At 68.4% G+C, this 24,289-nt stretch carries 23 protein-coding genes, 1 tRNA gene and 3 pseudogenes; 14 read left to right on the top strand and 13 right to left on the bottom strand.

All coding sequences use genetic code 11. From position 1 onward, the window contains the following. Positions 1–4: 4 nt before the first annotated feature. Positions 5–856 (bottom strand): Sir2 family NAD-dependent protein deacetylase, encoded by an 852-nt coding sequence (locus tag FHX68_RS03690; protein WP_141379104.1) that lies wholly within the window; start codon positions 854–856, stop codon positions 5–7. 88 nt (positions 857–944) lie between these two features. On the opposite strand from FHX68_RS03690, the gene FHX68_RS03685 reads away from it, so the two are divergent. The 3 genes from FHX68_RS03685 to FHX68_RS03675 all read left to right on the top strand — a co-directional run bounded on the left by FHX68_RS03685 (position 945) and on the right by FHX68_RS03675 (position 3,390). Continuing rightward, positions 945–1,817, top strand: a complete 873-nt coding sequence (locus tag FHX68_RS03685) for a TrmH family RNA methyltransferase (RefSeq protein WP_141379106.1) — start codon at positions 945–947, stop codon at positions 1,815–1,817. Positions 1,818–1,933: 116 nt separating this feature from the next. After that, entirely contained in the window at positions 1,934–2,512 is a 579-nt protein-coding gene (locus FHX68_RS03680) for a nucleotide-binding domain containing protein (RefSeq protein WP_229661609.1), read from the top strand. Then, a complete protein-coding gene (locus FHX68_RS03675; protein WP_141379110.1) occupies positions 2,509–3,390 on the top strand; it encodes an NAD(P)-dependent oxidoreductase in 882 nt (293 codons plus the stop codon). Before FHX68_RS03680 ends, FHX68_RS03675 begins: the two co-directional genes overlap by 4 nt. Positions 3,391–3,963: 573 nt before the next feature. On the opposite strand, the gene FHX68_RS03670 is transcribed toward FHX68_RS03675, so the two are convergent. Next, the gene (locus FHX68_RS03670) at positions 3,964–4,908 is read right to left on the bottom strand and encodes an alpha/beta fold hydrolase (protein WP_035964342.1); all 945 of its coding nucleotides are present in this window, start codon (positions 4,906–4,908) and stop codon (positions 3,964–3,966) included. 622 nt (positions 4,909–5,530) lie between these two features. Here FHX68_RS03670 and FHX68_RS03665 point away from each other — a divergent pair. Beyond that, positions 5,531–5,989: pseudogene (locus FHX68_RS03665) on the top strand (TrmH family RNA methyltransferase); the annotation flags it as partial. Positions 5,990–6,090: 101 nt separating this feature from the next. Here the strand turns inward: FHX68_RS03665 and FHX68_RS03660 are convergent. Further along, on the bottom strand, positions 6,091–6,963 hold the full coding sequence (locus tag FHX68_RS03660) for an SGNH/GDSL hydrolase family protein (protein ID WP_141379112.1): 873 nt from the start codon (positions 6,961–6,963) through the stop codon (positions 6,091–6,093). 93 nt (positions 6,964–7,056) lie between these two features. On the opposite strand from FHX68_RS03660, the gene FHX68_RS03655 reads away from it, so the two are divergent. The 4 genes from FHX68_RS03655 to FHX68_RS15135 all read left to right on the top strand — a co-directional run bounded on the left by FHX68_RS03655 (position 7,057) and on the right by FHX68_RS15135 (position 10,724). Beyond that, positions 7,057–8,949, top strand: coding sequence for a DEAD/DEAH box helicase (locus FHX68_RS03655; RefSeq protein ID WP_141379114.1), 1,893 nt, complete (start codon positions 7,057–7,059; stop codon positions 8,947–8,949). 155 nt (positions 8,950–9,104) lie between these two features. Further along, positions 9,105–10,196: a VIT1/CCC1 transporter family protein gene (locus FHX68_RS03650; protein ID WP_229661608.1), complete on the top strand. Its 1,092-nt coding sequence runs from the start codon at positions 9,105–9,107 to the stop codon at positions 10,194–10,196. Positions 10,197–10,273: 77 nt separating this feature from the next. Beyond that, positions 10,274–10,358, top strand: a tRNA-Leu gene (locus FHX68_RS03645). Positions 10,359–10,553: 195 nt separating this feature from the next. Then, a complete protein-coding gene (locus FHX68_RS15135; RefSeq protein WP_170214177.1) occupies positions 10,554–10,724 on the top strand; it encodes a hypothetical protein in 171 nt (56 codons plus the stop codon). A 34-nt stretch (positions 10,725–10,758) separates the two neighbouring features. Here the strand turns inward: FHX68_RS15135 and FHX68_RS03640 are convergent, their stop codons facing one another. Together FHX68_RS03640 and FHX68_RS15130 are read right to left on the bottom strand one after the other, a co-directional pair. After that, positions 10,759–12,021, bottom strand: coding sequence for a tyrosine-type recombinase/integrase (locus FHX68_RS03640; protein WP_170214178.1), 1,263 nt, complete (start codon positions 12,019–12,021; stop codon positions 10,759–10,761). Next, positions 12,018–12,671: a helix-turn-helix domain-containing protein gene (locus FHX68_RS15130; RefSeq protein WP_170219041.1), complete on the bottom strand. Its 654-nt coding sequence runs from the start codon at positions 12,669–12,671 to the stop codon at positions 12,018–12,020. The genes FHX68_RS03640 and FHX68_RS15130 overlap by 4 nt, the downstream gene beginning before the upstream one ends. Positions 12,672–12,769: 98 nt before the next feature. On the opposite strand from FHX68_RS15130, the gene FHX68_RS03635 reads away from it, so the two are divergent. Continuing rightward, positions 12,770–12,994, top strand: a complete 225-nt coding sequence (locus tag FHX68_RS03635) for a helix-turn-helix domain-containing protein (RefSeq protein WP_141379120.1) — start codon at positions 12,770–12,772, stop codon at positions 12,992–12,994. Positions 12,995–13,047: 53 nt separating this feature from the next. On the opposite strand, the gene secA2 is transcribed toward FHX68_RS03635, so the two are convergent. Together secA2 and FHX68_RS03625 are read right to left on the bottom strand one after the other, a co-directional pair. Continuing rightward, positions 13,048–15,330, bottom strand: coding sequence for an accessory Sec system translocase SecA2 (gene secA2 / locus FHX68_RS03630; protein WP_211345042.1), 2,283 nt, complete (start codon positions 15,328–15,330; stop codon positions 13,048–13,050). 50 nt (positions 15,331–15,380) lie between these two features. Then, positions 15,381–15,908, bottom strand: coding sequence for an ArsR/SmtB family transcription factor (locus FHX68_RS03625; RefSeq protein ID WP_141379124.1), 528 nt, complete (start codon positions 15,906–15,908; stop codon positions 15,381–15,383). Between the two features lie 115 nt (positions 15,909–16,023). Here FHX68_RS03625 and FHX68_RS03620 point away from each other — a divergent pair, with 115 nt between their 5' ends. From FHX68_RS03620 to FHX68_RS03610, 3 genes are read left to right on the top strand one after another with little or no spacing between them, the layout of a single operon-like run. Continuing rightward, positions 16,024–16,257, top strand: a complete 234-nt coding sequence (locus FHX68_RS03620; protein WP_141379126.1) for a hypothetical protein — start codon at positions 16,024–16,026, stop codon at positions 16,255–16,257. Positions 16,258–16,262: 5 nt separating this feature from the next. Next, positions 16,263–16,535, top strand: a complete 273-nt coding sequence (locus tag FHX68_RS03615; RefSeq protein ID WP_141379128.1) for a hypothetical protein — start codon at positions 16,263–16,265, stop codon at positions 16,533–16,535. A gap of 21 nt (positions 16,536–16,556) precedes the next feature. Continuing rightward, a complete protein-coding gene (locus FHX68_RS03610) occupies positions 16,557–16,895 on the top strand; it encodes a hypothetical protein (RefSeq protein ID WP_141379130.1) in 339 nt (112 codons plus the stop codon). On the opposite strand, the gene FHX68_RS03605 is transcribed toward FHX68_RS03610, so the two are convergent. Beyond that, positions 16,862–17,560 carry a hypothetical protein gene (locus FHX68_RS03605; protein WP_141379132.1) on the bottom strand — a complete coding sequence of 233 codons (699 nt, stop codon included), beginning with the start codon at positions 17,558–17,560 and terminating at the stop codon, positions 16,862–16,864. The genes FHX68_RS03610 and FHX68_RS03605 overlap by 34 nt on opposite strands. Positions 17,561–17,728: 168 nt before the next feature. Beyond that, a protein-coding gene (locus tag FHX68_RS03600; protein ID WP_141920043.1) for an IS3 family transposase occupies positions 17,729–18,975 on the bottom strand; the annotation gives its coding sequence in 2 pieces (ribosomal slippage) (positions 17,729–18,663 and positions 18,663–18,975; 1,248 coding nt in all). Between the two features lie 450 nt (positions 18,976–19,425). Between FHX68_RS03600 and FHX68_RS03595 the strand changes: the two are divergent. Continuing rightward, a pseudogene (locus FHX68_RS03595) lies at positions 19,426–20,013 on the top strand (leucine zipper domain-containing protein); the annotation flags it as partial. Between the two features lie 39 nt (positions 20,014–20,052). Here the strand turns inward: FHX68_RS03595 and FHX68_RS03590 are convergent. Genes FHX68_RS03590 through FHX68_RS03580 form a run of 3 tightly spaced genes read right to left on the bottom strand, consistent with a single transcriptional unit; the run spans position 20,053 to position 23,343 of the window. After that, the gene (locus tag FHX68_RS03590; protein WP_141920041.1) at positions 20,053–20,340 is read right to left on the bottom strand and encodes a DUF6262 family protein; all 288 of its coding nucleotides are present in this window, start codon (positions 20,338–20,340) and stop codon (positions 20,053–20,055) included. Next, positions 20,337–22,292 (bottom strand): tyrosine-type recombinase/integrase, encoded by a 1,956-nt coding sequence (locus FHX68_RS03585; RefSeq protein WP_141379771.1) that lies wholly within the window; start codon positions 22,290–22,292, stop codon positions 20,337–20,339. Before FHX68_RS03585 ends, FHX68_RS03590 begins: the two co-directional genes overlap by 4 nt. After that, the gene (locus FHX68_RS03580; protein ID WP_141379770.1) at positions 22,255–23,343 is read right to left on the bottom strand and encodes a tyrosine-type recombinase/integrase; all 1,089 of its coding nucleotides are present in this window, start codon (positions 23,341–23,343) and stop codon (positions 22,255–22,257) included. Before FHX68_RS03580 ends, FHX68_RS03585 begins: the two co-directional genes overlap by 38 nt. 94 nt (positions 23,344–23,437) lie before the next feature. Between FHX68_RS03580 and FHX68_RS03575 the strand changes: the two are divergent. Continuing rightward, positions 23,438–23,854, top strand: a pseudogene (locus FHX68_RS03575) (integrase core domain-containing protein); the annotation flags it as partial. On the opposite strand, the gene FHX68_RS16305 reads toward FHX68_RS03575, so the two are convergent. Further along, positions 23,765–24,277 carry an LLM class flavin-dependent oxidoreductase gene (locus FHX68_RS16305; RefSeq protein WP_141379769.1) on the bottom strand — a complete coding sequence of 171 codons (513 nt, stop codon included), beginning with the start codon at positions 24,275–24,277 and terminating at the stop codon, positions 23,765–23,767. The pseudogene FHX68_RS03575 and the gene FHX68_RS16305 sit on opposite strands and share 90 nt — an antisense overlap. Positions 24,278–24,289: the final 12 nt, after the last annotated feature.

Genomic DNA, 24,289 nt, shown 5'->3' with positions numbered 1-24,289 from the left:
CGGCTCAGCGCGCCGCCGGCAGCGCCGCGGCGAGCGCCTGCAGCACCTCGGTCGTGCCGGCGTCGATCTTCACGGTCGCGCGTGCGTCACCGCGGGTCTCGCCGCGATTGACGATCACGACCGGCAGCTTCCGCCGCCGCGCGCGATCGAGCAGGCGGATGCCGGAGTTGACGACGAGCGACGAGCCCGCCACGAGGAGCGCATCGCTCGCCGCGAGCAGCTGCTCCGCCTCCTGGAAGCGCGTGGGCGGGATGTACTCGCCGAAGAAGACGACCTCGGGCTTCAGCATGCCGTCGCAGACGCTGCACGTCGGCACGACGAAGCCGTCGGTCGAGGCGGGGAGCACGTCGCCGTCGGGCCCGAGTTCGACGGCGTCGGGCACTGTGATCCAGGGGTTGTCGGCCTCGACGCGGGACGCGAGATCGCGGCGGTCGAAGACCTGACCGCAGTGCAGGCACAGCACCCGGCGCATCGTGCCGTGCAGCTCGACCACGCGGCGTGAGCCGGCGCGCAGGTGCAGGCCGTCGACGTTCTGCGTGATCACTCCGGTCGCGATGCCCTCGTTCTCGAGCGCGGCGAGCGCCTCGTGCCCGGCGTTCGGCCGGGCGGCGGCGAAGGTGCGCCAGCCGAGATGGCTGCCGACCCAGTACCGTCGCCGCGACGCCTCGTCGGCGAGGAACTGCTGCACGGTCATCGGCGTCCGCGTGGGCGCCCCCTTGCCGCGGTAGTCGGGGATGCCCGAATCGGTGGAGACCCCCGCACCGGTGAGCACCGCGATGCGCCGACCGGCGAGCGCCGCGACCGCGCGTCCGAGCGAGGCGGCGGTCTGCGCGTCGAACTCCAGCACCGTGGTCATGGCACCCCCTCGCCTCGAGCGTACGCCCCTCCCGTTTCGGGAATGTTGCGGCGCGGGGATGTTGCGTACGCCGTGACACGATGTCGGTATGCCCGTTGTGAGGATCGATGATCCGTCCGATCCGCGCCTGGCCGACTACCGCGACCTCACCGACGTGGCCCTGCGCCGGCGCACCGAACCGGCGGAGGGGCTGTACATCGCCGAGTCGGCGAAGGTGATCGGTCGCGCGGTGGCCGCTGGGCACCGTCCGCGCTCGGTGCTCGTGCAGGAGAAGTGGCTGGCGGATGCCGAGGCGCTCGCCCCGGACGCGCCGATCTACCTGGTCGCCGACGACGTCGCCGAGGAGCTCACCGGCTACGCCGTGCATCGCGGCGCCCTGGCATCCATGCAGCGCCCGGCGCTGCCGCCGGTGGCCGACATCGTGCGGGGCGCGCGGCTGGTGCTCATCCTCGAAGACATCGTCGACCACACGAACGTGGAGTGTTCCAAAGCATCCCGGCCGAAACCCCGGCGACGGAGGATCGCCGTGCTCGAGAACTTGGTCGACCATGCCAACGTCGGCAGCGCCTTCCGCAACGCTGCGGCGCTGGGGATCGACGGAGTGCTCATCACTCCAGCCTGCGCCGACCCACTCTATCGTCGGGCCATCAAGACGAGCATGGGCAACGTCTTCAACGTGCCATGGACACGAGGTCCGAAGATGCCGGAGATGCTCGAGACGCTCAAGGCGGACGGGTACACGACGGTGGTCTTCACGCTCTCGGATGACTCGATCACGCTCGACGAGCTGGTCCAGCGTGACCTCCCTGCGATCGCGATGATCTTCGGCACCGAGGGCGCTGGCGTGGATCCGCGGACGGCGAGGCAGGTCGACCTGCGGGTCAAGATCCCGATGGAGGAGGGCGTCGACTCGTTGAACGTCGCAGCGGCCACGGCGGTAGCGTTCTACGCGACGCGCTGAGTGCGGTCAGTCCTCGAACTGGATTGACTCCACCAGTGTCGGAGGTCGTCGCTAGCCTCAGACAACGAGCTCCGAAGCGATCAGCCCCCGGACGCAGCTGGCACGGCCTCGTCGTCGTGGGATCCCACGTCGGCCTCACCAGCCGTCAGTTGGCGGCCCTCCAGGAACGCGCCCGCAGCGGCGATGCCGACCTCGGTGAATTCCGAGACATCGAGCTCGACGTGGAGCGACTCCTCGACGCGGACTCGCGCGAGAGCTACCTCGCCGAGAAGAGCGCCGAGGTCCGCGCCGCCCTCGCCGACGCGCACGTCATCCTCGCCACCAGCCGCACCCTCATCAAGACCGACTCCAAGGACGAGTCCCTCGCCATCGCCCGGTCCGTCTCGGACGCCGTGGTCGCCGTGGTCCGCGAGGCACGGGCCGCGCGCGCCGCCTGGGTCGTGGCCAAGGGCGGCATCACCTCGCACGAGGTCGCCGCGAACGGACTCGGCATCCGCCGGGCCACCGTGGCCGGACAGTCCTACCCCGGCCAGATCAGCATGTTCACCGCCACCAACGCACCCGCCGACGTGCTGGGCGTGCCGTACGTGGTCTTCCCCGGCAACGTCGGCGGCCCGGACGCCCTCGCCGACGTCGTCGCCCGCATCATCACCGCCCAGGCCGCCGCGCCCGCCGCTCAGGAGAACCGCTCATGACCACACACCCCACCGTCGCCTGGATCGGCCTCGGCGCCATGGGCGCCCCCATGGCCCTCACCACCGCACGAGCCGGCATGACCGTCACCGCCTTCGACGTCTCCCCGGCATCCCTCGACGCCGTCTCCGAGCACATCACCGCGGCGGCCTCGGCCCAGGACGCGGCCCGCGGCGCCGACGTCGTCGCCGTCATGGTCGCCACCGGCGCCCAACTCGACTCCGTGCTCTTCGGTGAGGGCGGCATCGGCGAGGTCCTCACCCCGGACTCCGTGGTGCTCGTCATGGCCACCGTCGGCCCCGCAGCCATCGAGGACGCGGTGCGCCGCCTCGAACCCCTCGGGGTCAGGGTCGTCGACGCCCCCGTCTCCGGCGGCGTCGCCCGCGCCGGCACCGGCGACCTGCTCATGATGGTGTCCGGTGTCCCCGAGGCCGTCGCCGCAGTTCAGCCCCTCCTCGACGCCATGGCCTCCAACGCGCCGGTCGTCGGCGACGCACCCGGCGACGGGCAGCGCTTCAAGATCGTCAACCAGCTCCTGTGCGGCGTCCACATCGCCGCCGCCGGTGAAGCCCTCGCGCTCGCCGACTCCATGGGCCTCGACCGGGCCCAGGTCCACGAGGTCCTCGGCACCGGCGCGGCGGCGTCGTTCATGTTCGGCGACCGCGGTGGACGCATGGTGGCCGAGGCCTTCGACGACGTCCGCAGCGCCCTCGACATCTTCGTCAAGGACATGGGGCTCGTCGGCGAGGCCGCACGCACCGTCCACCAGGAGACCCCCCTCGCCTCCACCGCCGAACAGCTGTACCTCCGCGGCCACCGCGCCGGCCTCAGCCGCAAGGACGACTCCGTCGTCTACCGCATCCTCCGCGCCGACGCGTAAGGGCCGCGGCGGGGCGTGAGCCACCGACGCCCCAGCGATCGGCCCGACCTGCCGGGGGAGAACGCCTCAGCGGAGACCTGAGTGCTGGGGCGGCGGGGAGGACGCACCAAGCCATGCGCAGCGGAGCCTCGTCCGTGACGAGCCGCGGTGAGACAACGTGGACGGATCCCACCGCACGTCGGTGAGATGCGTCCACGTTGTCTGGTCCCCCGAACAATGTGGACGTCGGGCACCGAATTTCGGTGCGATACGTCCACGATCCTTCGGGCACGGCCGGAGTGTCACCCCTGATCCCATGGGACGTCCGGCCGCAACGGTGAGATCCCGTGCTCTCGGCATCCTCGCCTTCACTTCGGCGAGGTCACCCGTGGCCAGGCCTCTCGCCCTCGCTGCGCCACCGGCGACATCCTCCGCTTCGCGAGGTCACCATGGACGAGCCCCTCGCTGGGCGACGCGTGCGTCCCGTCATGGCCTGAGACCTCACATCACCGACGGGGCCCTGCCGAGAGACGATCCTCACGGCAGGGCCCCGTCACGGTGCTTGGGCGCGAGCGGCCGGGTGCGGCTCGGGGGTCAGGCGTCGTCCCGCCCGGCGGCGCGGTGGACGAACTCGATGAGGGAGTTCTCCATCTCGGCGCGGGTCTCGGGCTCGTTGTGAACCTCGTGGCGGACGTCGGGGTAGATGTGGAGTTCGACGTCGTGGCCCTTCTCCTCCAGGCGCCGGGCGACCTCGCGCGCACCCTCGCCGTAGTTGGTCACCGGGTCCTCCGCGCCCGCGAAGATCGCGACGGGAACCTGCGGAAGGCGGTCGAAGAAGTCGTCGCCGTTGGCCTGGTCGTACACGTCGACGAAGCCCTGCAGGAACCGGTTGCTCAAGGGGGCGCCGAAGTTGTTGAAGGGGTCGCGGCCGTGATCACGGACGACGTCCGCGTTGCGCGCCACCCAGTCCGTCGGGCCGAAGTCCGGGCCGAGGCGGTCGTAGAAACCGTCGAACAGCTGGCCCACCAACGCATCCGCAGCGGGGGCGGAACCGTCGGCCGCCACGGCAGCCTTCAGGGCCTCGCGATCCAGCGTCGACTCGACACCGCGCATGCCCACGGCGATACCGCCCAGCGCGAGCCCGTCGACCTCGACACCCGGCTGCAGCACCAGCGCCCGCGCGATCATCGACCCCAGGCTGTGGCCGAACACCACGTACGGCAGGTCGGGGAACAGCTCCTTGGCCTTCCGGTACAGCGTCACCTCGTCCTGCACGATGACCGTCGCCGACTCGTCACCGGCGTCACCCCACGTCCCCGACTGCATCGCCGTCCGACCGTGACCCGCGTGATCGTCCGCGACCACGACGAACCCCGCATCCACCAGCGCGGCCGTCATGTGCAGGTACCGGCGGGAGTGCTCGCCGAGACCGTGGATGAGCTGGACCACCGCCACCGGCGTGACCGCCGGTTCGTACACCCAGGCCTGGATGGTGTCGGTGCCGTTGTGCGACGTGAACTCGAGTTCGCGCAGAGCCATGCTGACCTCCTCGTCATGTCCCTCGGGCGGGGAGCTCGACGGTATGACCCTACCGGACCTGACGACAACGGGATGTCCGGCCCCCGACCTCCGTCGCCAACTCGCGGAACTCCCTGTCGCGGGCGCTGAGAGCGGCAGGTACGCGCCCAGCCCGTCCCGAGAGCCGCGTGACCGGGTCCGGACCCGGCGGCCCGGCAGGGTCATCCCCGGTGGGGGGCCGCGTCCCGCCCGGATCATGCCTGACAAGCACATCCTCGTCACCGAGGACCGCCAGGGCATCCAGGAGCCCAGGTCGGTTCGTGATGACGCGTCGACGCGACGCCGTCTCCTCGAAGATGCGCGTGCAGATCGGCTCGAGCGCCCCCCGTTGCGACCTCGCGTCCCCAGGATCTGAGCCGAGCCGGACGAGTCCGATGAGCGCCATCAACCCGCGCGCAGACCTTTGCCGCACCGTCCAAGCGGGCAGGGACATGGGAGAACAAGTCGCATAAGGTTTATTGAACACGCTCGGTCCCCGGACCTTGGCGATGGAGCAGCTGTATTGGCCCCATGACCTGCAGAAACATGGCGGCTATCTGACCGGCGTCCCGACTGACAGGGACAGAGGTCGCGGGCCGAAGATGTTCTAGAGAACTTCGTGACCGCTTCCAATGTGGGTGCCGCGTTCCGCGCGGCCGCGGGACTCGGGGCGGATGCGGTGCTCGTGACGCCGCGCTGCGCCGACCCGCTGTACCGGCGGAGTGTGCGCGTCAGCATGGGGACGGTCTTCCAGGTGCCGTGGACGCGGCTGCCCGTGGACGCCGAGGGCGGCTGGCGGTCGGCACGCGAGGCGTTGCGCGAGGCGGGGGTGCACGTCGCCGCGCTCGCCCTCGCCGACGGCGCGGTTCCCCTGGATGCCTTCGCCGCGGCCCGTCCCGAGCAGGTCGCGCTCGTGCTGGGGTCGGAGGGCGACGGCCTGTCGCGGAACGCGCTCGCGTCGGCCGACACGATCGTCACGATCCCGATGGCCGGGGGAGTGGACTCGCTCAACGTGGCGTCCGCCGCCGCCGTCGCCCTGTGGGCCCTCCGCCCCGGGGCGTGAGCCGGGCACTCGCGCCGAGTACTGGGCAGTTGTGACGGGGTCGCGGCCGCGAGGCAGCAACGACTGCCAACAAGTTCCCCCGCGACGGCGCCCGGCGCGGGTCAGACGGGCTGGCCGGGACCGGCGGTGCGGTCGCGGGCGGGCGCCTGGGTCGTCACGGGCAGGGCGTCGGGGCGCTTCGCCGCGATGTTGTCGCCCGAGCTCTGGTGCCGCAGCCGCCGCAGCACCCACGGCACGAGGTGCGCGCGCGCCCACACGAAGTCGTTCGTGCGCGCCTCGCGCCACGTCAGCGTCGGCAACGGATCGGGCTGCATGGGCTGCAGCTCGTTCGGCACGTTGAGCGCGCGCAGCACCATCCGCGCGATCTCGTGGTGGCCGAGCGCGTTGTAGTGCAGGCGGTCGTCGTCGAAGAAGCGCATGTCCTGCACCTCTTTGAGCGCCCACTGGTCGGCGACGATCGCGTCGTAGCGGTGGGCGATGGCGCGGATGTTCTCGTTGTAGATCGCGACACGACCACGGATGCCTCGGAAGACGGGCGTGAACTCGGTGTCGACGCCCGTGAACACGACGACCGTCGCGCCCTGCGACGACAGGCGCGCCACCGCGTCGTCGAACTGCTGCGCGACGGCGTCGGGGTCGCCGCCCGGACGGATCACGTCGTTGCCGCCCGCCGAGAACGTGACGAGATCGGGGGTCAGCGCGAGCGCGGGCTCGATCTGATCGGCGACGATCTGCCCGATCAGCTTGCCGCGCACGGCGAGGTTCGCGTAGGCGAAGTCGTCGACCTGCGCGCCGAGCACCTCGGCGACGCGGTCGGCCCAGCCGCGGTGGTCGTCGGAGGTGCCGGGGATCGGATCGCCGATGCCCTCGGTGAACGAATCGCCGATCGCGACCATGCGACGCCACGGGTGCGCGCTCTCGTTCGGCACGTACGGCGACCGGTGTTCGTCGGGGGTGGGTTCGTTCCGGCTCATGGCTCTCCTGACTCGGGCTCCACCACGAGGCTACCCGCGTCGGCGTCCGGACGCGGAGCCCGACGTCGGTGACCTCGTTTAGGGTGGTCACTCGTGACGGCGGACGACGAGCGGCAGGAAGAGAGCGGCCCGTCGTCCCAGTTCGGTAACTTCGCCGCCGAGCACCTGTCGCCCGCGTTCCCGCAGCGCGCCCCCTGGGGAACCGCGCAGAACCTGCGCGCCTGGCAGGCCGAAGCCCTCGAGGAGTACTTCACCCTCGACGGACCGCACGGCCCCGGCAAGGGTCCCCGCGACTTCCTCGCTGCGGCCACGCCCGGCGCCGGCAAGACGACCTTCGCCCTCCGTCTCGCCTCGGAGCTCCTGCGCCGCCGCGTGGTCGAGCGCATCGTCGTCGTCGCGCCGACCGAGCACCTCAAGACCCAGTGGGCCGACGCCGCCGCCCGGGTCGGCATCCGCCTCGACCCGCGGTTCAGCAACCGCCAGCACACCCACGCGCGGCACTACCACGGGGTCGCGGTCACCTACGCGCAGGTCGCGGTCAAGGCATCCGTGCACCGCCGCCTCGTCGACGAGAAGCCGACGCTCGTCATCCTCGACGAGGTGCACCACGGCGGCGACGCGCTCAGCTGGGGCGACGCGCTGCGCGAGGCGTACGGGCGGGCGACCCGCCGGCTGCTGCTGAGCGGCACGCCGTTCCGGAGCGACACCGCGCCGATCCCGTTCGTGGAGTACCACCCGAACGAGAAGGGCATCCGCCTCTCCCGCACCGACTACAACTACGGCTACGGTCGCGCTCTCGCCGATGGCGTCGTCCGCCCGGTGCTGTTCCTCGTCTACTCCGGCAAGATGCGCTGGCGCACGAAGGCGGGCGACGAGCTCGAGGCGCACCTCGGCCAGGACAACACCAAAGACGTGACGTCGCAGGCCTGGCGGACGGCGCTCGATCCCGAGGGCGACTGGATCCCCGCGGTGCTGCGCAGCGCCGATCGGCGGCTCTCCGAGGTGCGGCAGGACGTGCCGGATGCCGGGGGCCTCGTCATCGCGACGGATCAGACCGCCGCGCGCGCCTACGCCTCGATCCTCCAGGGGATCACGGGCGAGGCGCCGACCGTGGTGCTCTCGGACGACAAGGCCGCGTCGGGACGGATCGAGACCTTCGCGAACGCGACGACCCGGTGGATGGTCGCCGTGCGGATGGTGTCGGAGGGCGTCGACGTGCCCCGGCTCGCGGTCGGCGTGTACGCCACGAGCGCGTCGACGCCGCTCTTCTTCGCGCAGGCGATCGGCCGCTTCGTGCGCGCCCGGCGTCGCGGCGAGGCTGCGTCGGTGTTCCTGCCGAACGTTCCCGTGCTCCTCGGGCTGGCCGGCGAGATGGAGCGCGAGCGCGACCACGCGCTCGACCGCGAGGCGGGCGACGACGACGGGCTCGAAGACACCCTGCTCGCGGAGGCGGAGCGCGAGGAAAAGGCATCCGACGACCTCGAGCAGGAGTTCTCCTATCAGGCGCTCGGCTCCGTCGCGCACTTCGATCGGGTGCTCTACGACGGCAAGGAGTTCGGCCAGCTCGCCGTGCCGGGCACGCCCGAGGAGGAGGAGTTCCTGGGGCTTCCGGGCCTCCTCGAACCCGAGCACGTGCACGAGCTGCTCATGCAGCGCCAGGCGCGCCAGGGTCGGCACCGGCGGGTGCGCGAGGCCCGCGAGGGTGGCGGCGCGACGAGCGCGAACGGCGCGGGCGAGGGGGCGTCGGATGCGTCCGCCGCGGGCGGTCTCGACGCGGGCCTGCCCCCGGCGCTGCACCGCACGCTGCGCGAACAGCGTCAGCTGCTCAACAGCATGGTCGGGCTCTACGCCCGGCAGAGCGGCGAGCCGCACGGCGCCGTGCACGCGGAACTCCGGCGGTTGTGCGGCGGGCCCGAGGTGGCCCGTGCGACCGTCGCGCAGCTGCAGGCGCGCATCGACGTGCTGCGCCGCCGCGTGCATTCCTGATCGCGCCGCCGGCCGGAGGCGCTCGCGCCAGGGACCGGTCGCGTTCAGGGGCCGGTCTCGCCGTGCTTCGGATCCCCGAAATGCTGGCCATCGGGGCCCTTCGACCGGCGCGCCCGGCCGCCGTCGGTAGCGTGGGACCGACCCGAGGAGAGCCCGTGACCGCGACCCCGCCCGAACCCACCAAGGCCGACCGCCGCAGGTGGGCGCGTTACCTCGCCGAAGAGCGTGCCGAGGCGCAGGTCTACCGCGACCTCGCCCGCCGGCGTGAGGGGGAGGAGCGCGAGATCCTGCTCGCCCTCGCCGAGGCCGAGGGCCGCCACGAGCAGCACTGGCTCGACCTGCTCGGCGGCGAGCCGCAGCGCCTCCCCGCCCCGAGCGTCGGCGCTCGCACGCTCGGCTGGATGGCACGCCGGTTCGGTTCGATCTTCGTTCTCGCCCTGGCGCAGAACGCCGAAGGACGCTCGCCCTACGACAGCGAGCCGTACGCCTCGGCGCAGATGGCCGCCGATGAGAAGGTGCACCGCGAGGTCGTCCGCGGGCTCGCCGCGCGCGGGCGCCGCCGGCTCTCCGGCACCTTCCGCGCAGCAGTCTTCGGCGCCAACGACGGACTCGTCTCGAACCTCGCGCTCGTGATGGGCATCGGCGCGACGGGCGTCTCGGCGCAGTTCGTTCTCTTCAGCGGCATCGCGGGCCTCCTCGCCGGCGCCCTGTCGATGGGTGCGGGGGAGTACGTGTCGGTGCGCTCGCAGCGCGAGATGCTGGATGCCACCCAGCCGAGCGACTACGCCGATGCCGCCCTCCCCGATCTCGATCTCGACGCGAACGAGCTGGCCCTGGTGTACCGCACCCGCGGGATGCCGGAGGCGGAGGCGGAAGCCCGCGCGCGGCGCGTGCTCGAGGCGGCGCGCACCCTCGATGGGTCGAGTCCCGCCACCGATGCGCTGACGCTGCCGGGCGACCACGAGGTCGTCGGGAGCGCGTTCGGCGCCGCGGCATCCAGCTTCCTGTTCTTCGCGTCGGGGGCGATCATCCCGGTGCTGCCGTGGATCTTCGGCCTCAGCGGCACGGCGGCAGTCGTGCTCGCCCTGGTGCTCGTCGGGATCGCGCTGCTCGCCACGGGCGCCATGGTGGGACTTCTCTCCGGCGCCCCGCCGCTCAAGGGTGGTCTTCGTCAGCTCGCGATCGGCTACGGCGCTGCGGCGGTGACGTACGTGCTGGGACTGGCGTTCGGGGTCTCGGCCGGGTGATCGGCGGCCGCGGTTTTCGACGACCGTTCAGACGTGGTAATGTCGATCCTCGGTTGCGAAAGCACCGAAACCACCTTGCGCGGGTGGCGGAATAGGTAGACGCGCTAGCTTGAGGTGCTAGTGCCCGTATAGGGCGTGGGGGTTCAAGTCCCCCCTCGCGCACGCGAATGAAATGGCCCCTGACCTGGGATTTAGTTCCTAAGGTTAGGGGTCGTTTTCGTTGGGAGTGCTAGAAAAAGTGCTAAGGGGCGATGTGCGAGTGGTTGAGGACGGCCACAGAAACGGTGCTTAGCGGTTCCGTGAGGTGAGGACGCAGCCACCTCAGTCGATGAGAGCAGCGTTGGATAGGCTCGAAGTATGAAGTTGAGCACAGCGGCGCTTGTTGGCGTGATTCTCTCGATCGCCTTAGTCCTTGCGGGTGCTCTCGTTATCACCTTTACAGCCCTCGGTGTCGTCGGCTTCGTCCTCATCGTGCTCGGGATTTGTTTCGAGATCTACGCGGTTACCCGCCCTCGACGCTCGGCTTAGCGGTTCGGAGTCTTACAATCGTCGCTCTCCTGGATCAGCCGTTCAGGTGGGCGGCGAAGCGGTCTACTGCCGAGCGCTGCATGGTCGGGGTGACGTGGGAGTAGATGTTCATCGTCGTGGTGATCGTTGAGTGGCCCAGGCGCTCCTGCACGACCTTGGGATGCTCCCCGAGTTCCAGCAGCAGGGTCGCGTGAGTGTGACGCAGCCCCTTGATCGTGACCCGATGCAGGCTGTCGAACTTCGCGGTCACCCACTTGAGGCGTCGATCCCAGCGGCTCGTCATTGCGTCGGGTGAGCGGAGCTTCCCGTCATCGTCGCCGAAGACGTAGGCGTCGGCCTTCGCCAGCTCGAACGACACCTCCGCGCGGGTGACCTTGTACGAGGCGAGCACCTTCAACGTCTCGGCGTCCACGTCGATGACACGGGCCTGTCCGGTCTTGGTGGTCTTCGTCTTCGTCCAGTCGTCGGTATCGACGGCGCGACGGATGCTGACCCGCATCGTTTTCGCGTTGATGTCCGACCACTTGAGGGCGAGCGCTTCCGAGCGACGCATTCCCGTGTAGGCGATGAGCCGCCACAGTGGGAACAGCTCGTCTTCCAACTCGTCGCGGTTCCAGGTGAGGAACGTCTGCAACTGCTCGGCCGTCCAGGTCGCGATCTCGGGTTTCTGCGCCCGCACCTCGCTGGACTTCGGCGGCTTGACGGTGCGCTTCTTCTTCGCCGGGTTCACCGTCAGGTCCCCGTCGTCTATCGCGGCGTCGAGGATCGCGCCGAGCACGACGTGCACCTTGTGGACGCTGTTGGCTGACAGCGGCTCGCCCTTGCCGTACTCGTCGCGGCGGCCGTGGTCTTCGAGGTCGCGGTAGTGGCGCGCGATCCGGGTCGCAGTCAGCTTGTCGAGCCGGATACTGCCGAGCTGGGGGCGGATGTGGTTGCGGATGATCTTCTTGTACCCCTTGATCGTGGACGCCGCGAGCTTCAACCCCGACACCCACTCATCCGCATAGGTGCCCACCGTGGGCACCTTGTTGCCGAACTTCTCGTTCTGCTTCCGCTGCTTCAGCGCCTCCTGCAAGGCGTCGTTCGCCTCGTCGGTGCTGGTGAACCCGGAACGGGTCAGCCGCCGCGATCCCATCTCGGGGTATTCGGGGTCTTTCAGGACGTAGATCTGGAACCGCCACCGCTTGCCCTTGTCGGTGTCGTAAGCCTGGATCGAGCCGGGCTGCCGTGAGCGCGAACGCCGTTGCTGCTTCTCACCCCCGCTGCCCTGCTCGGCGGGCTGCCTTTTCGCGGTCATGACCGTGTGCTCCTTGCCGTCGTCGTGCCGGGCTGGTGGGTCTGGGCGTAGTTGTCGATGTAGTCGGCGGCGTTGAACACTCTCCCCTCGGGATCGAGCTGCACGCCGCGTTCCCGGATCACGCGCGCTCGTGCTCTGGCCGTGTCCAGCCGCTCTTGGTAGGCGGCGATGGTCTTGGGGTGTGCCTGAGTTTTCTCTGGGTCGTCTCTGCTGGGGGCGGTCATGCTCGCGAGGGTGGTTTCGAGGTGGTGGATGCGGTCGGTGCAGATGACCCATTCCTGCTGCCAGTAGTTGAACAGCCCCTCATCGGTGAGCACGAGTTCCCCGCGCATCCACCTGTCGATCTCTTCCGGCTCATACCCTTCCGGCACCCCAGTGAGGGTCGTCTGCTCGTCCGGTGGGGTCAGGAGGGCGGCGGGGGTGGTGCGCAGCAGGTAGGCGATCACGGTCAGGTCGTCCACGTCCACGCGGCGATCCCCGGCCTCCAGCTTGCTGATGCCCGAGGTGGAGAGCTTTCGCCCTGCGGCTTTCAGCCCGTCGGACATGGTGCGCAAGTCCATGCCGATCGCTTGCCGGGCGGCTCGGATGTTCTGCGCGACGTGCGTGTTCGTGATGCCTGCGGGGTTGCCCCGCACCCTCTCTGTTTCCATAGTAGAAAACTACAACGCAATGCTTGACAGCGCAAGTGCGATTCTCTACGGTGGGATGAACCACAGTTCTCGGCGCTGACACGAACGGATGGCGCGACATGCGACAGAGCACCCTCGACATGGACGACCTCCGGGGGCGGCGCAGCCTCGTCATCACCCGCAAAGAAGCCGCCGAAGCCCTCGGCGTCGATCCGCGCACGATCACCACGAGCATCAACGAGGGCACCATCCCACATGTGAAGCTCGGGCGGCGCATCGTGATCCCGCGCGAGAAGTTCCTTGCCCTCTTCGCGGACGCCGTGACCGATACCGGCGATTCCTGACCCTCCCACTGGTGGTGCCGAATCGGCACCCCCGCCCTCGTCGGTCGTTAGCGCTATTCGAGGTTGAGGATCTTTGAGCGGACGAACTTTCCGACTCCGCGGATGAACCGGTCTCCGGGGTTTCCGTAGGGGTCGTCGGTGACCATGTAGGTCCAGGTCGCGGAGGGCCGCCTGAGCCCCAGCTCTGTGAGGTCACGGCCGATATCGTCGGCGCTGAGACCGGCGATGAAGTCTGCGGCGGCCTGATAGGTGCGGTCGAAGAAGCCGTGGAACTCGCGCAGGGCGAGTCGGTGGAACTCGTCGGCGGGTTTCTCACCGCCGAGGGCTCGGAGATGGATGCCGTCTCTGATCTCCTGCAGGACGGTCAGGTGCGAGACCCACTGCTCATCCAGGAAGAACAGGGCGACAGCTCGGGTGGTCTCTGACACGCGCGCCAGGTCCCGAGCGTCCACGAGTCGACGCCAGTGCTTGGGGATGAGGTCTTTCACTCGCTCGTCCGACGCCGAGCCGTGGATGATCTCTCCACGATGGGCGAGGACGGATGCTCTTTGTGCGGCTATGGCGCGGTTGTAGACCCAGGTTGCGCGATGGCGGTCTGTGCGCAGGCTCTCCGCGATCGCCTGACACTGATCGGCGATCGTCTGACGTGTGACTCCGGGCAAGGCATCTTGCTCCCGGTCGATGCGGGTGAGCATTCGGTCGGTGGCGTGCAACTGGATCACGTCGTCCTCGAAGCTGAGGAACGTGCGGCTGATGCCAGGATCACCTTGCCGACCCGCGCGTCCGCGCAGTTGGGCGTCGAGGCGCCGGGACAGGTATCGGCTTGTCGCGATCACGGCGAGGCCACCTGCTGCCAGGACCCGGTCGTGGTCGAGTTCGCTCACTCCGCCGAGACGGATGTCGGTTCCTCGACCGGACATCTGCGTCGAGATCGTCACCGCCCCGTACTCGCCCGCACGAGCCACGATCTCCGCCTCTTGCGCATCGTTCTTCGCATTCAGTACCCGAACCGGCACGCCGGCGGCATCGAGGCGAGCGGCGAGGGCTTCGGACTCGGCAACGCTCTGCGTCCCCACGAGCACCGGCTGCCCGGCCCGGTGTCGTGTCGCCACTTCGGTGATGATGGCCGTGAGCTTAGCTTCTTCGGTCAGAACGATGCTGTCGGCGACATCGACCCGCTGGTTCGGTTCGTGCCGCTCGACGCGGCCTGCGGGGAGCTTGTAGAACTCGATGAGTTCTTCTGCGACTGCGGTGACGGTGCCGCTCATCCCCGCCCTGGTCTCGTACTGGAGCAGAAGGTCTTGGACGGTGATCTGGTCGAGGATCACGCCGGGCGCTGACACGGGCAGATGCTCCTTCGCTTCGAGTGCGGCATGGAGGCCGTCGGGCCAGCGTTGCAGGTGCGCGACCCGACCGCGGGTGGTGTTGATCAGCGTGATCTTTCCGTCGGTCACCAGATAGTCCACGTCACGCTGCACCAGTGTCCGGGCGTGCAGGGCGAGGTTGATGCGAGTGAACATCGCCAGGTGCTCGGTGTCGTAGAGGTTGATCCGGCCGAGCTTCGCCTCCAAACGATCGAGCCCGTCATCGGTCAGGCTTGCGGTGGCCAGGTCTCCGTCAACGGTGAAGTCCTCATTCGGGATGAGAGCTTCCACCAGAGCAGTGGCCTGGTCGAACTCGTCCGCCTCGTGATCCGACGAGCCTGCGAGCACGAGTGGGACCATCGCCTCGTCGATCATCACCGCATCCACCTCGTCGACGACCGCAACATCGAACACCGGTGCCACCCTCTCCTGCTCGGTGACTGTGAAACGGTCTCGGAGCACATCGAACCCGATCTCGCTCACCGGCGCGTACACGACATCGCACTCGTAGGCGGTGCGGCGATCCTCATGCGAGGTGTGCTGGCCGATCCAGCCCACGCTCACGTCCAGCAGATCGAAGAACGGCGCCATCCAAGCCGCATCACGCTCGGCGAGATAGTCGTTCACCGAGATCACATGCACCCGCCGCCCCGCGACCGCGAACCCCGCGGCGGCGAGAGCGCCGACGAGCGTCTTGCCCTCCCCGGTATCCATCTCCACCGCGTGACCCGACAACAGCGCACAGCACCCCAACAGCTGCTCATCGAATGCCCGCAACCCCACCGTGCGATCCGCTGCCTCCCGCGCAACCGCGAGGTAGCGTGCCGTTGCCTCCCGGTGCAGCCGCTTCTCCCCGGTGCGCAGATACAGTGCTGCTGCTTCGGAACGCAGCCCGTCGTCGTCCAGTGCTCGCATCCGGTCTTCGAGCGCGTTCGCATCGCGGACGATCGGCAGGTAACGGCGGAAGGACACCGCGCCCGGCAACCCGAGAAGATGCGCGGCCCAGCCAGGAACAGACGGCCTCATCGTGGCGTCCCCACGGACACCAGGACCGCGAGCAACGGCACCACCCGAGCTGCCGGAACCTCGTATAGGCCTCGGCCGGGAGAGACGAGCCATCCCGTCGTGGTCAGCTCTTTCAGGTGGTGGTAGACCTGACCACTCGTCCCGCTCTCCAACGCCTCGACCAGACCAGACGCGGTGACCGTCCCGTGCAGCACCGCATGCAGAATCGCCAGACGAACCGGATGCCCCAACGCATCCAGCGTGCCCGCGTGCTCGGTCCAGTCCTGCGCCAGAACCTCGGACGCGGCCAGCCCATACTGCCACTGCACGGCACCGCCTGTCGGCAGATCGACAGCACCCGTGTACAGCACCGCGCCGCCCTCGGGAGCACGACTCTTCAACCCCTCCAACGCCCACAACGCCTCAGCCATCGAGGCCGCTGCTTCCGCGCCGGATGGGACGACAGTAGTAGCGGAACGCCCTTGCAGTTCCACCACGGCTTGTTCCAACACGCTCAACCGCGCCTCAACATCACCTGCACTCATGCACAGATTCTACGGTAGAACGTAATCACGGAACTTGACGAGCAGTTGCACCGACGAGGAAGTCATACGGCGCGTGAGGCTTGGCAAGTTACCTTGCGGCAAGTAAACTTGTGACATGGAGCCGGAACCGATCATCCTGGACAGTGCCCACCGGCACGGCGTCTCGGATGCGGCGATGCTCCATGCGCTCCGTTTCCCTGTCCGGCACTTCGTGCAAGACGATGCGATGACCATGTTCATCGGCCCCGACGAGACCGGCACCCTGGTCGAAGTCGGCGTCATCGAATGGCACGGCATCCTCGCTATCGCGCACGCGATGCGTCCGACCCGACCCAAGTATCTGAGGTGAACATCATGGCTCCACGCTCTATCGAAGACATCAAGGCCCGCGCCGACGAGTTCGCGGACGCGTTCGAGAACTACGACCCCCAGCCTGGCGACCAAGACGCCCCGATCCCGCCCGTGATGGCGGTCAGGCTCGCCGCCTGGCGACGCGACACCGCCGAACGCGAACTCGCCGACGCCGTACGCGCCGCGCGCGAGAAGCGGCTGTCGTGGCGCGAGGTTGGTGAGGCGATCGGCACCAGTGGCGAGGCCGCACGTCAGCGCTACAGCGCCAGTGCATAGGCCGCTCGGTACGCTGTGAGCATGGAGTTGTTCGGGTGGATCGCGGTCGCTGTCGGCATGGCGCTGTTCATCGTGTCGTTTGCGCGGATGGTTCGCGCGAACCTCGATAGGCGTATCCCGTACTTCCGAAACGTTGAGGTCAATCCCTCGGGCACGATCGCCATGAGGAGCATCGGGGCAGGCGTGCTCGTCATCGGCGCGGCAGCTCTTGCTCCCACGCTTGGCTATTGGGTTGCGCCAATCGTGTTCGCTCTGCCGCTGATCGTGATGCCTGCCACGATCGCGGTACACAACCGCAGGTTCCGACCGCCGCCTGACAAGACTGCTCACAAGCCAAGTCCGGGCCGTCCTCGCGGCTGATCCGGCCCGGTCCCCGTCGGCCCCGCGTGGCGGCGGGCGAGAGCTTCCTGGCGGGCTTGCAGCGCTTCGCGCTCAACCCGTTGCTGTTCTCGGCGCTGGGTGAGCCAATCGGCGGCCTCCGCAACGGGCCGTGCGTCCAGCTCCGCAATGACCCGCCGCGCCTCGGCTGCCCGCTTCCTGGCGTGTTCGGCGTCGGCTCTCGGGTTGAGGATGCGGAAGGTGCCCCGCATCTGCCGTGCCTGCTCCGCTCCGTACACCTGCACGGTGAGGCGATCCCGCTCGGCGGCCTGCCGCTCGGCCGTCTGCTGCTTCGTTGTCTCCGCTTCGCTGAGGGCCTGTTCAGCCGCCCGCACCTCGGGGTGGGCGTCAGCGTGCTCCGTCGCGATCGTCTGCGCCCACTCGGCGACGGGACGCAAGAGAGACGGTGCGGTGCCCCAGGTCTGGGAGACACGCTGGTCGATCTTCTCGACCGACTCTTCCGCGGCGATGATGTTCCGGGCGGCGGCGCGCTTGCGCCCGAACCTCGCCGCCCTCGCCTCCTCTCGGGCGGCATGGAAATGCGCGCGAGCGTGCACGAGTTCTTGCCCGTCCGCCCGCGCCTGCCTCTCCACCTCAGCGGCGACCGTCTGACGGGTGTGCTCTGCAAGCTCCTTCGCCTGGGCCACATGCTCGGCGTGTTCCTCGGCTTCGACGTGATGCGCTTGTTTCTGTGCGGCGAATCGTGCGGCGGCGTCCTCGAACAGTGCCGCGTTGACCTAGGAAGGGTGCTGTCTCCCCGCGCTCCGGTGGCGCCCGGGGCTTGACCCCTGATCTTGGACACGGTGTCATTTCGGTTATGCCGCTTCCGTGAGGGTAGCTGATCTCGCGGCCGCGTAGGTGTTCTCGTAGCTGTTCGGGGTGATCTGGCCGATCGCGGAGTGGCGTCGGCGCGTGTTGTATCGGTTCGTCCACCGGAACACGGCCCGGTAGGCGGTGGCTTGATCGGGGAACGCCGACGCGCCTTGGAGGAGCTCGCGTTTGAGCGCGGCGTTGAAGCTCTCGGCCAGCGAGTTGTCGGCGCTCGTGCCCACCGCGCCCATGGACTGGGTCACCTTGAGCTGCTCGCAGAGTGCTGCGTAGGCTTTCGACGCGTAGACCGAGCCGTGGTCGCTGTGGAACACTGCGCCGGCCAGCGATCCGCGGTCGCGGTGCGCGCCGCGGAGAGCGCCTTCGACGAGTTCGGTGCGCATGTGGTCGGCGACCTGCCAGCCGGCGAGCTTGCGCGACCCGAGGTCGATGCAGGTCGCCAGATACAGGTTGCTGCCGTCCGCGATGGGGAGGTAGGTGATATCGCCGACATACCTGCGGTTCGGCTCCCCGGTGCTGAAGTCCCGCCCGATCAGGTCGGGGAACTTCCGTCCGGACTGGTCCGGGATCGTGGTCTTCACCCGGCGGCGCAGTCGGATCCCCGCGAGCGCGTGTTCCCGCATCACCCGAGCGACCCGCTTATGATTCACCCGCCCGGCGGCGGGGACGCCGTCGTTGAGGTCGGCAGTGATCCTCGGTGCCCCGTAGGCGCGGTCACCACCCTGCGCGGGGTCCTGCAGCACCCGGATCCGTGCCGCCAACCGGGCGTCGTCCGCGGCTCGCGCGGCCCGTCCCGGGGCTGCGGCCAGCCACGCGTAGAACGAGGACCGGGCGATCTCGATGACCTCACACAACCGCTTCACGCCGTAGGCGTCCTTGTGGTCCTCGACGAACTGGAAGCGGTTCACCAGTTCGTCTCCGCAGCGAAATACTTCGCCGCCTGACGGAGGATGTCCCGCTCCGTCTCGAGCTTGACCTGCTCCGCTCTCGAGACCGCTAACTCGGCTTCCAACCGGATGATCCTCGCCGCCTGCGACTCCGACCGCACCGACACCGGCGGCGACACCGAACCGGCCGCAGCGGTCCCGGATCCGAGCTTGTCGACCCATTCCTTCAACGCACCACGGGAGATCCCCAAATCGGCCGCGATCGCTTTCAGCGTCGCGCCCGGCGTGGACTCGTACAAATCCACCGCACGCTGCCGGAACTCGTCCGTGTAGTTCTTCCTTGCCATCCCTCAGATTCTCGCTTCCCCAGCATCGTGCTGGAATCAGCGTGTCCAAGATCAGGGGTCAAGCCCCCCCATTCTGCCCAGATGTCTCTCCCTTTTAGGAGGACCAGAGTCGGCTGATTCCTTTCTTGCTTCGGGGCGGGAAGTTGCTGGCATGGAGTTTCGGGATCTACGTCATCGGCGCGTGCAATCCGAACTTCCGAGAGCAGTTCGTTTCCGAAGCGGACCGGGTAACCTTGCGGGGGGCGAGGGGTCACCAGGGGCCCTCGGATTGAGTAGTTGCCCGTGTCGATGTTGACATGGCGCAGACGTTTGGCATCCAAGAATCGGCCACTTAGCTGTGATGTCCAGGGACGTTGTTGCGTGAATCGCTCGTGATTTCTGAGGGGTGAAGGCCTCCGGTTGCGAGAGTGGAGCTGTTTAGAAACCGCTCACGCAACACAGGAGGCCTTCATGTCCCACGCTAACGCTGCTCTGACCCCGCGCGCTCGTTTGCGGCTGGCCAAGCTCATTGTCGAAGAGCATTGGTCCGCCACTGTCGCGGCGAAGATGTTCATGACCTCGCCGCCTACGGCGCGGAAGTGGGCCGCCAGGTTCCGCGTCGAGGGGGCAGCAGGGATGCTCGACAGATCCAGCCGGCCGCGATCGATGCCGACCAAGACCCCTCCCGAGCTGGTCAAACGGATCGTGAAGGCACGGTGGCGACGCCGGCTCGGCCCGGCGCAGATCGCCGCGGAGCTCGGCCTCCCGACCTCGACTGTTCATGCGGTACTGGTGCGCGCGCGGATCAACAGACTCAGTCATATCGATCGGGTTACCGGCGAACCCATCCGCCGATACGAGCATCCCCATCCCGGATCGATGATTCACGTCGACGTGACCAAATTCGGCAGCATCCCCGATGGTGGTGGCTGGCGGTTCGTCGGCAAGCAGCAAGGAGACAAACACAAGGCGACGACGGCTCTCCGCACGGGAAGAACCAGCAAAGGTCACCCGAACATCGGCACCGCATTCGTCCATACCGTTATCGATGACTTATCCGGCTAATTGGCCTCGGGTTTGCGTTTGGCCGGATAAGGCTCAGCCGCGGCCGAGTTGTCGGAGTTGCGCGTCGTGGTGGCGGACGGTGTCGGCGAGAGTCTGGACGGCTTGGCGGAGGGTGGCTAGTTCGTCGGTGATCGCGGTCATGCTGCCGTCCGGGGCGACCTGCCGGTGGTGTTCGATGAGGGCGTGGAGTTCGGGGTTGCGGTAGATCGTGGACCTGGAGATCCCGGCGTGTTCGGCGACCTTGGCGATTGTGATGGGATGCCCGTTTCGGGCGAGATCGGCGCAGGCGCGTTCGATCTGGTTCAGCGTGGGACTGGTCATCCGGTCTGTGTCTCCGAGTCGGCGATGAGCGCGTCGAGGCGGGCGATGAGCTTGTGGTGGCGGTCGGCCTCGTCGATCCATCCTCGCTCTTCCGCGTCGCGGGCGAGGGCTTCGGCGTCGACGCGTTGCGCGGCGAGAATCGGCAGTGATGAGGGTTCTGACCGGTAGGACGGGCAGTGCTCGCAGATGTTCGCGTAGCTGCATGCTCCCTGCGCTGGGGTGCGGAGGCAGAACCCGCCGGCCATCCGCGACTTCAGCAGCGGGGTGTCTTTCCAGTCGCGCCCGCCAGTGATGACCGTCAGCGGCAACTGGGTGCGCCCGGCCGTGTCTCCGGCAGCAGCGGCGGTGGTGTTCTGTTTCGCGAGGTCGAGGGCTCGTTCGTATTCGGTTCGGACCGTCGCGTCGAACAACCGCCCGTAGCGGAGGCTCATCTCCGCGGACTGGTGGCCGAGGAGGGCCATGAGGGCTTGCAGGGAGACGCCAGCATTGACCAGCGCGGTCGCGTAGGTGTGTCGCAGCTGGTGGGAGGTGACGTGCCCGAGCCCCGCGGTCTCGGCGGCGTGATCGAGCTCGCGACGGACGCCTTGCTGTGTGAGCCGGCGGCCGAGGTAGGTGAACAGGAACTGCGTGGGCCGCCGGTAACGCGGATGCGGGAGGGGTCTGCCGTGGGAGCGGATCTGGGCGACCCGGTCGATCACTTCGAGCGTCTCGGGATCGAGAGGGACCATGCGTTCGGTAGCGAGCTTGCCGAGCGGGACCTTCAACCATGCCCCGTTCCCGTCGAGCTCGTGAACGCAGTCCAACTCGAGATCAAGCAGTTCCCCGATCCGCAGCCCGCAGGCCCGCTGCAATCGCAGCGCCAGTGCGGCCAGCTCGTTATCGGGATGCTCCGTCAGCGCTGCGGTGAGTCGCCGGTCGGCGTCGATCGGAAGGTAGCGGGGCAGCACTTGCGGGAGCTTGGGGATGTCGTCGCGGAACAGCACCTTCCGCGGTGGCGCGGCGTCCCAGCCCCATTCGGTGATGTCGCGCAGGAACGTCGCGACCGCGACGACCCGCCGGTTGCGGTCCCCGATGCTGATCGGGGCCCCGTCCTTGTCGCTGGCCGTGTCGACCAGCGACGCGAGGAACGGCTCGATGTGACGGCGGCGATCCAGATCCCGCACGGAAGTCAACGCGGGGTCGGTGTCGGTGAGGAAGACCCCGAAGTGCTTCAGCCGGGTCGCCGTCGCCGATACCGTCTTTCGGTCGCAGGTCGCGCGTTTGCGTTCCAGGTAGCCGACCAGCTCCGCTCGCAACGGCGCGGAGACCTCGGCGAGCCGCTCCTCGTAAGGGACCGGGCCGCCAGTCCGGGGTGGGGAGTCGAGCACACCGAGGTGGAACAGCACCATGTGCGCCATGCTGATCGCCGAGAAGTAGTGGCGATGCGAGATCCCCGTCGCGTGCTCGCGTTCCCGGCAGGCCGCGGCGAACTCCTGGAGGTCGTCGACGGTGAGTTGCCGCATCGGCTTCCCGGTCTGGATCAGTAGCCGGATCGGGGCCTGGGAGCCGGTCGCGAGCCTGGTGCGAGCGGTGAACCCGAGCTGTTCGGCCTCGTGAAGGAACCCGTCGATCTCGGCCCGCAGCGGGCTGGTCTGGATCTCCCGCCAAAGCGGTGACAGCTTCCTCGACAGCAGGTAGTCGTAGCCTGGCCGCAACCCGCCGTGCAGCATCAGGAACGTGATCACCGGACGCGTCGCCGACCCCGCCGACAACCGCTCCGCAAGCGGCGTCGCGGCCCAGTCCTGCGGGTCCGACCAGGTCTCGAAGAACCGTCGCGCCGCCCGCTCGTAGGGGAGATTTCCTCGGCCCGTCGCCGTCAGATGACGCAGATACGCGTCCCGGAGATCGGAGCCTCGCAGCAACGCGATCGGGGCGTCACCGCTGCTGAGCGCGGATGCGTTCGCGTGCCGCATCGAACTGGGCCTTCACATGAGCAGGAGCGAGGTGGACGTAACGGGCGGTGGTATCGACGTGAGCGTGACCGAGGAGCGCCTGCATCACCGCGAGATCGACACCGGCCTCGGCGAGGACTGTTCCGAACGTGTGACGCAGCGCGTGCGGGTGCCCGCCGGTCACCCCGGTCAGGCCCCGGTGATAGCGGAACACCGTCCGCAACCCCGCCGCCGTCAACGGGCCGCCCCGATGCGGGCCCTTCCCGACCAGGAACAGGATCTCGGAGTCCGACTCGGGCCGCTCGGCGAGGAGGTAGACATCGATCACCGACGCGACATCCGCATCCAGCGGGACACGACGCTGCTTCGCGCCCTTCCCGGTGACAGTGATCCAGCGGCCGCCGATATCGACGTCCTTCACGTGGAGGCCGAGGACTTCCATCGACCGCAGCCCGCACCACAGCATCAGCCCGGCGATCGCCCGATCCCGCCAGGTCCGCAGACTCCCCACCAGCGTCGCCGCGTCCTGCGGCGACAGCGCGACCGGCAACCGTCGCGGCTCCCGCAACCGCAACGCGAACCGTGCTGCGGGGCGTCGGACCGTGTGAGCGAGCATCCCCGACCGCTCCCCGCTGGTCCGCCAACGCGCTTCCCTGCCCCGCGGGACCGGGTTGCGTCTGGCCGGGTCCCGCAGTCCCGCATACGTGAACAGCCCTGAGATCGCCGCGAGCCGGCGGTTGATCGTCGTCGCCGCGTAACGATCCAGCCGGCGGCCGTCCATCCCGACGACGTTCGGTCCCGGCCTGCCGGGCAGCGTCGCCTCGCGACATGCGCGGAGGAACCCGAGGAGGTCATCGGTCGTGACCCCCTCCAGCGGGCGGTCCTGCCCGGTCAGCCAGCGGCAGAATGCGAGCAGGTCATACCCATACGACCTCACCGTCGCCGGCGAGTAGTTCCGATCCAGCAGATGCGCGAGGTACTCGTCCACCAACCCGAACCGGGCGGCGTGCTCACCGGCGAGCACCCACTCGCCGTCACGCTGCTCGAGCCGCAGGACTTCCTTGTCCGTCATGCGACACATGTTGCACCCGCGACCCAGAAGACCGACGCACCTCATCGTGCTCGGCGTGTCGCCGCAAGGGATCCAGGATGGAATAGCCGGTTAAGAGGGATACTCCCGCGTTGCCTACGCCGAGATCTGCGCCGACGAGAAAGCCGTCACGGCGATCGGTGTCCTTGAACGCGCTGTCGCCTGGTTCGCAGATCGCGGCGTCACAGTCGAGCGCGTCTTATCCGACAACGGGTCGGCCTATCGCTCCTACGCATGGCGAGATGCCTGCACCCTGCTCGGCGTCCGACACAAGCGCACCCGCCCCTATCGTCCACAGACCAATGGCAAGATCGAGCGGTTCCACCGCACCCTCGCCGACGGCTGGGCCTACGCACGCTTCTACGGATCAGAATCCGAACGCCGAGCCGCGCTACCCGCCTGGCTACACACCTACAATCATCACAGGCACCACTCCGCAGTCGGAGCCGCACCCATCAGCAGACTCAACAACCTGCCTGGACATCACACTTAGCGGATCTCTGATCACAGCGTCGTCGTCCCACGAGTCCCACAGCGCCTGGAGAACGCGAGCGAACTGTGGATCGTGACTCTCGTCTGCGAGGACCCAGCCTGACCGTCCCTGCGACACGTAGTCAAGAGTGGCAAGTTGGGAAGCGACGTGGAATGGCTCGCTTCGCGCAGAGACCTCTGGCACGACGTAGAGCCGTGACGATAGCCGCGCACAGTATGCAGCGACAGATACTGTGTCGACCTCGGCGGTCCGTGCGTCGTCAGCGGAAGTGACCACGAGAACCTCGAAGGCTGTGCGTTGTAGTGCGAGTACAAACTTGACCACCGCCGCTGAATCCAGGGCACACGATGGGCTTAGCGCAAGCTCTGCGCCAACGATCACGGGCGGCAGAGGGCGGCCTGTGTGTTCAGTGAATATTGACATCTTTCGTGGCCC

This window comes from Microbacterium lacticum (assembly GCF_006716815.1).
Classification (GTDB): domain Bacteria; phylum Actinomycetota; class Actinomycetes; order Actinomycetales; family Microbacteriaceae; genus Microbacterium; species Microbacterium lacticum.
Note: the sequence above shows the minus strand (reverse complement) of the source record. Positions and strands in the feature narration are given on the sequence as shown.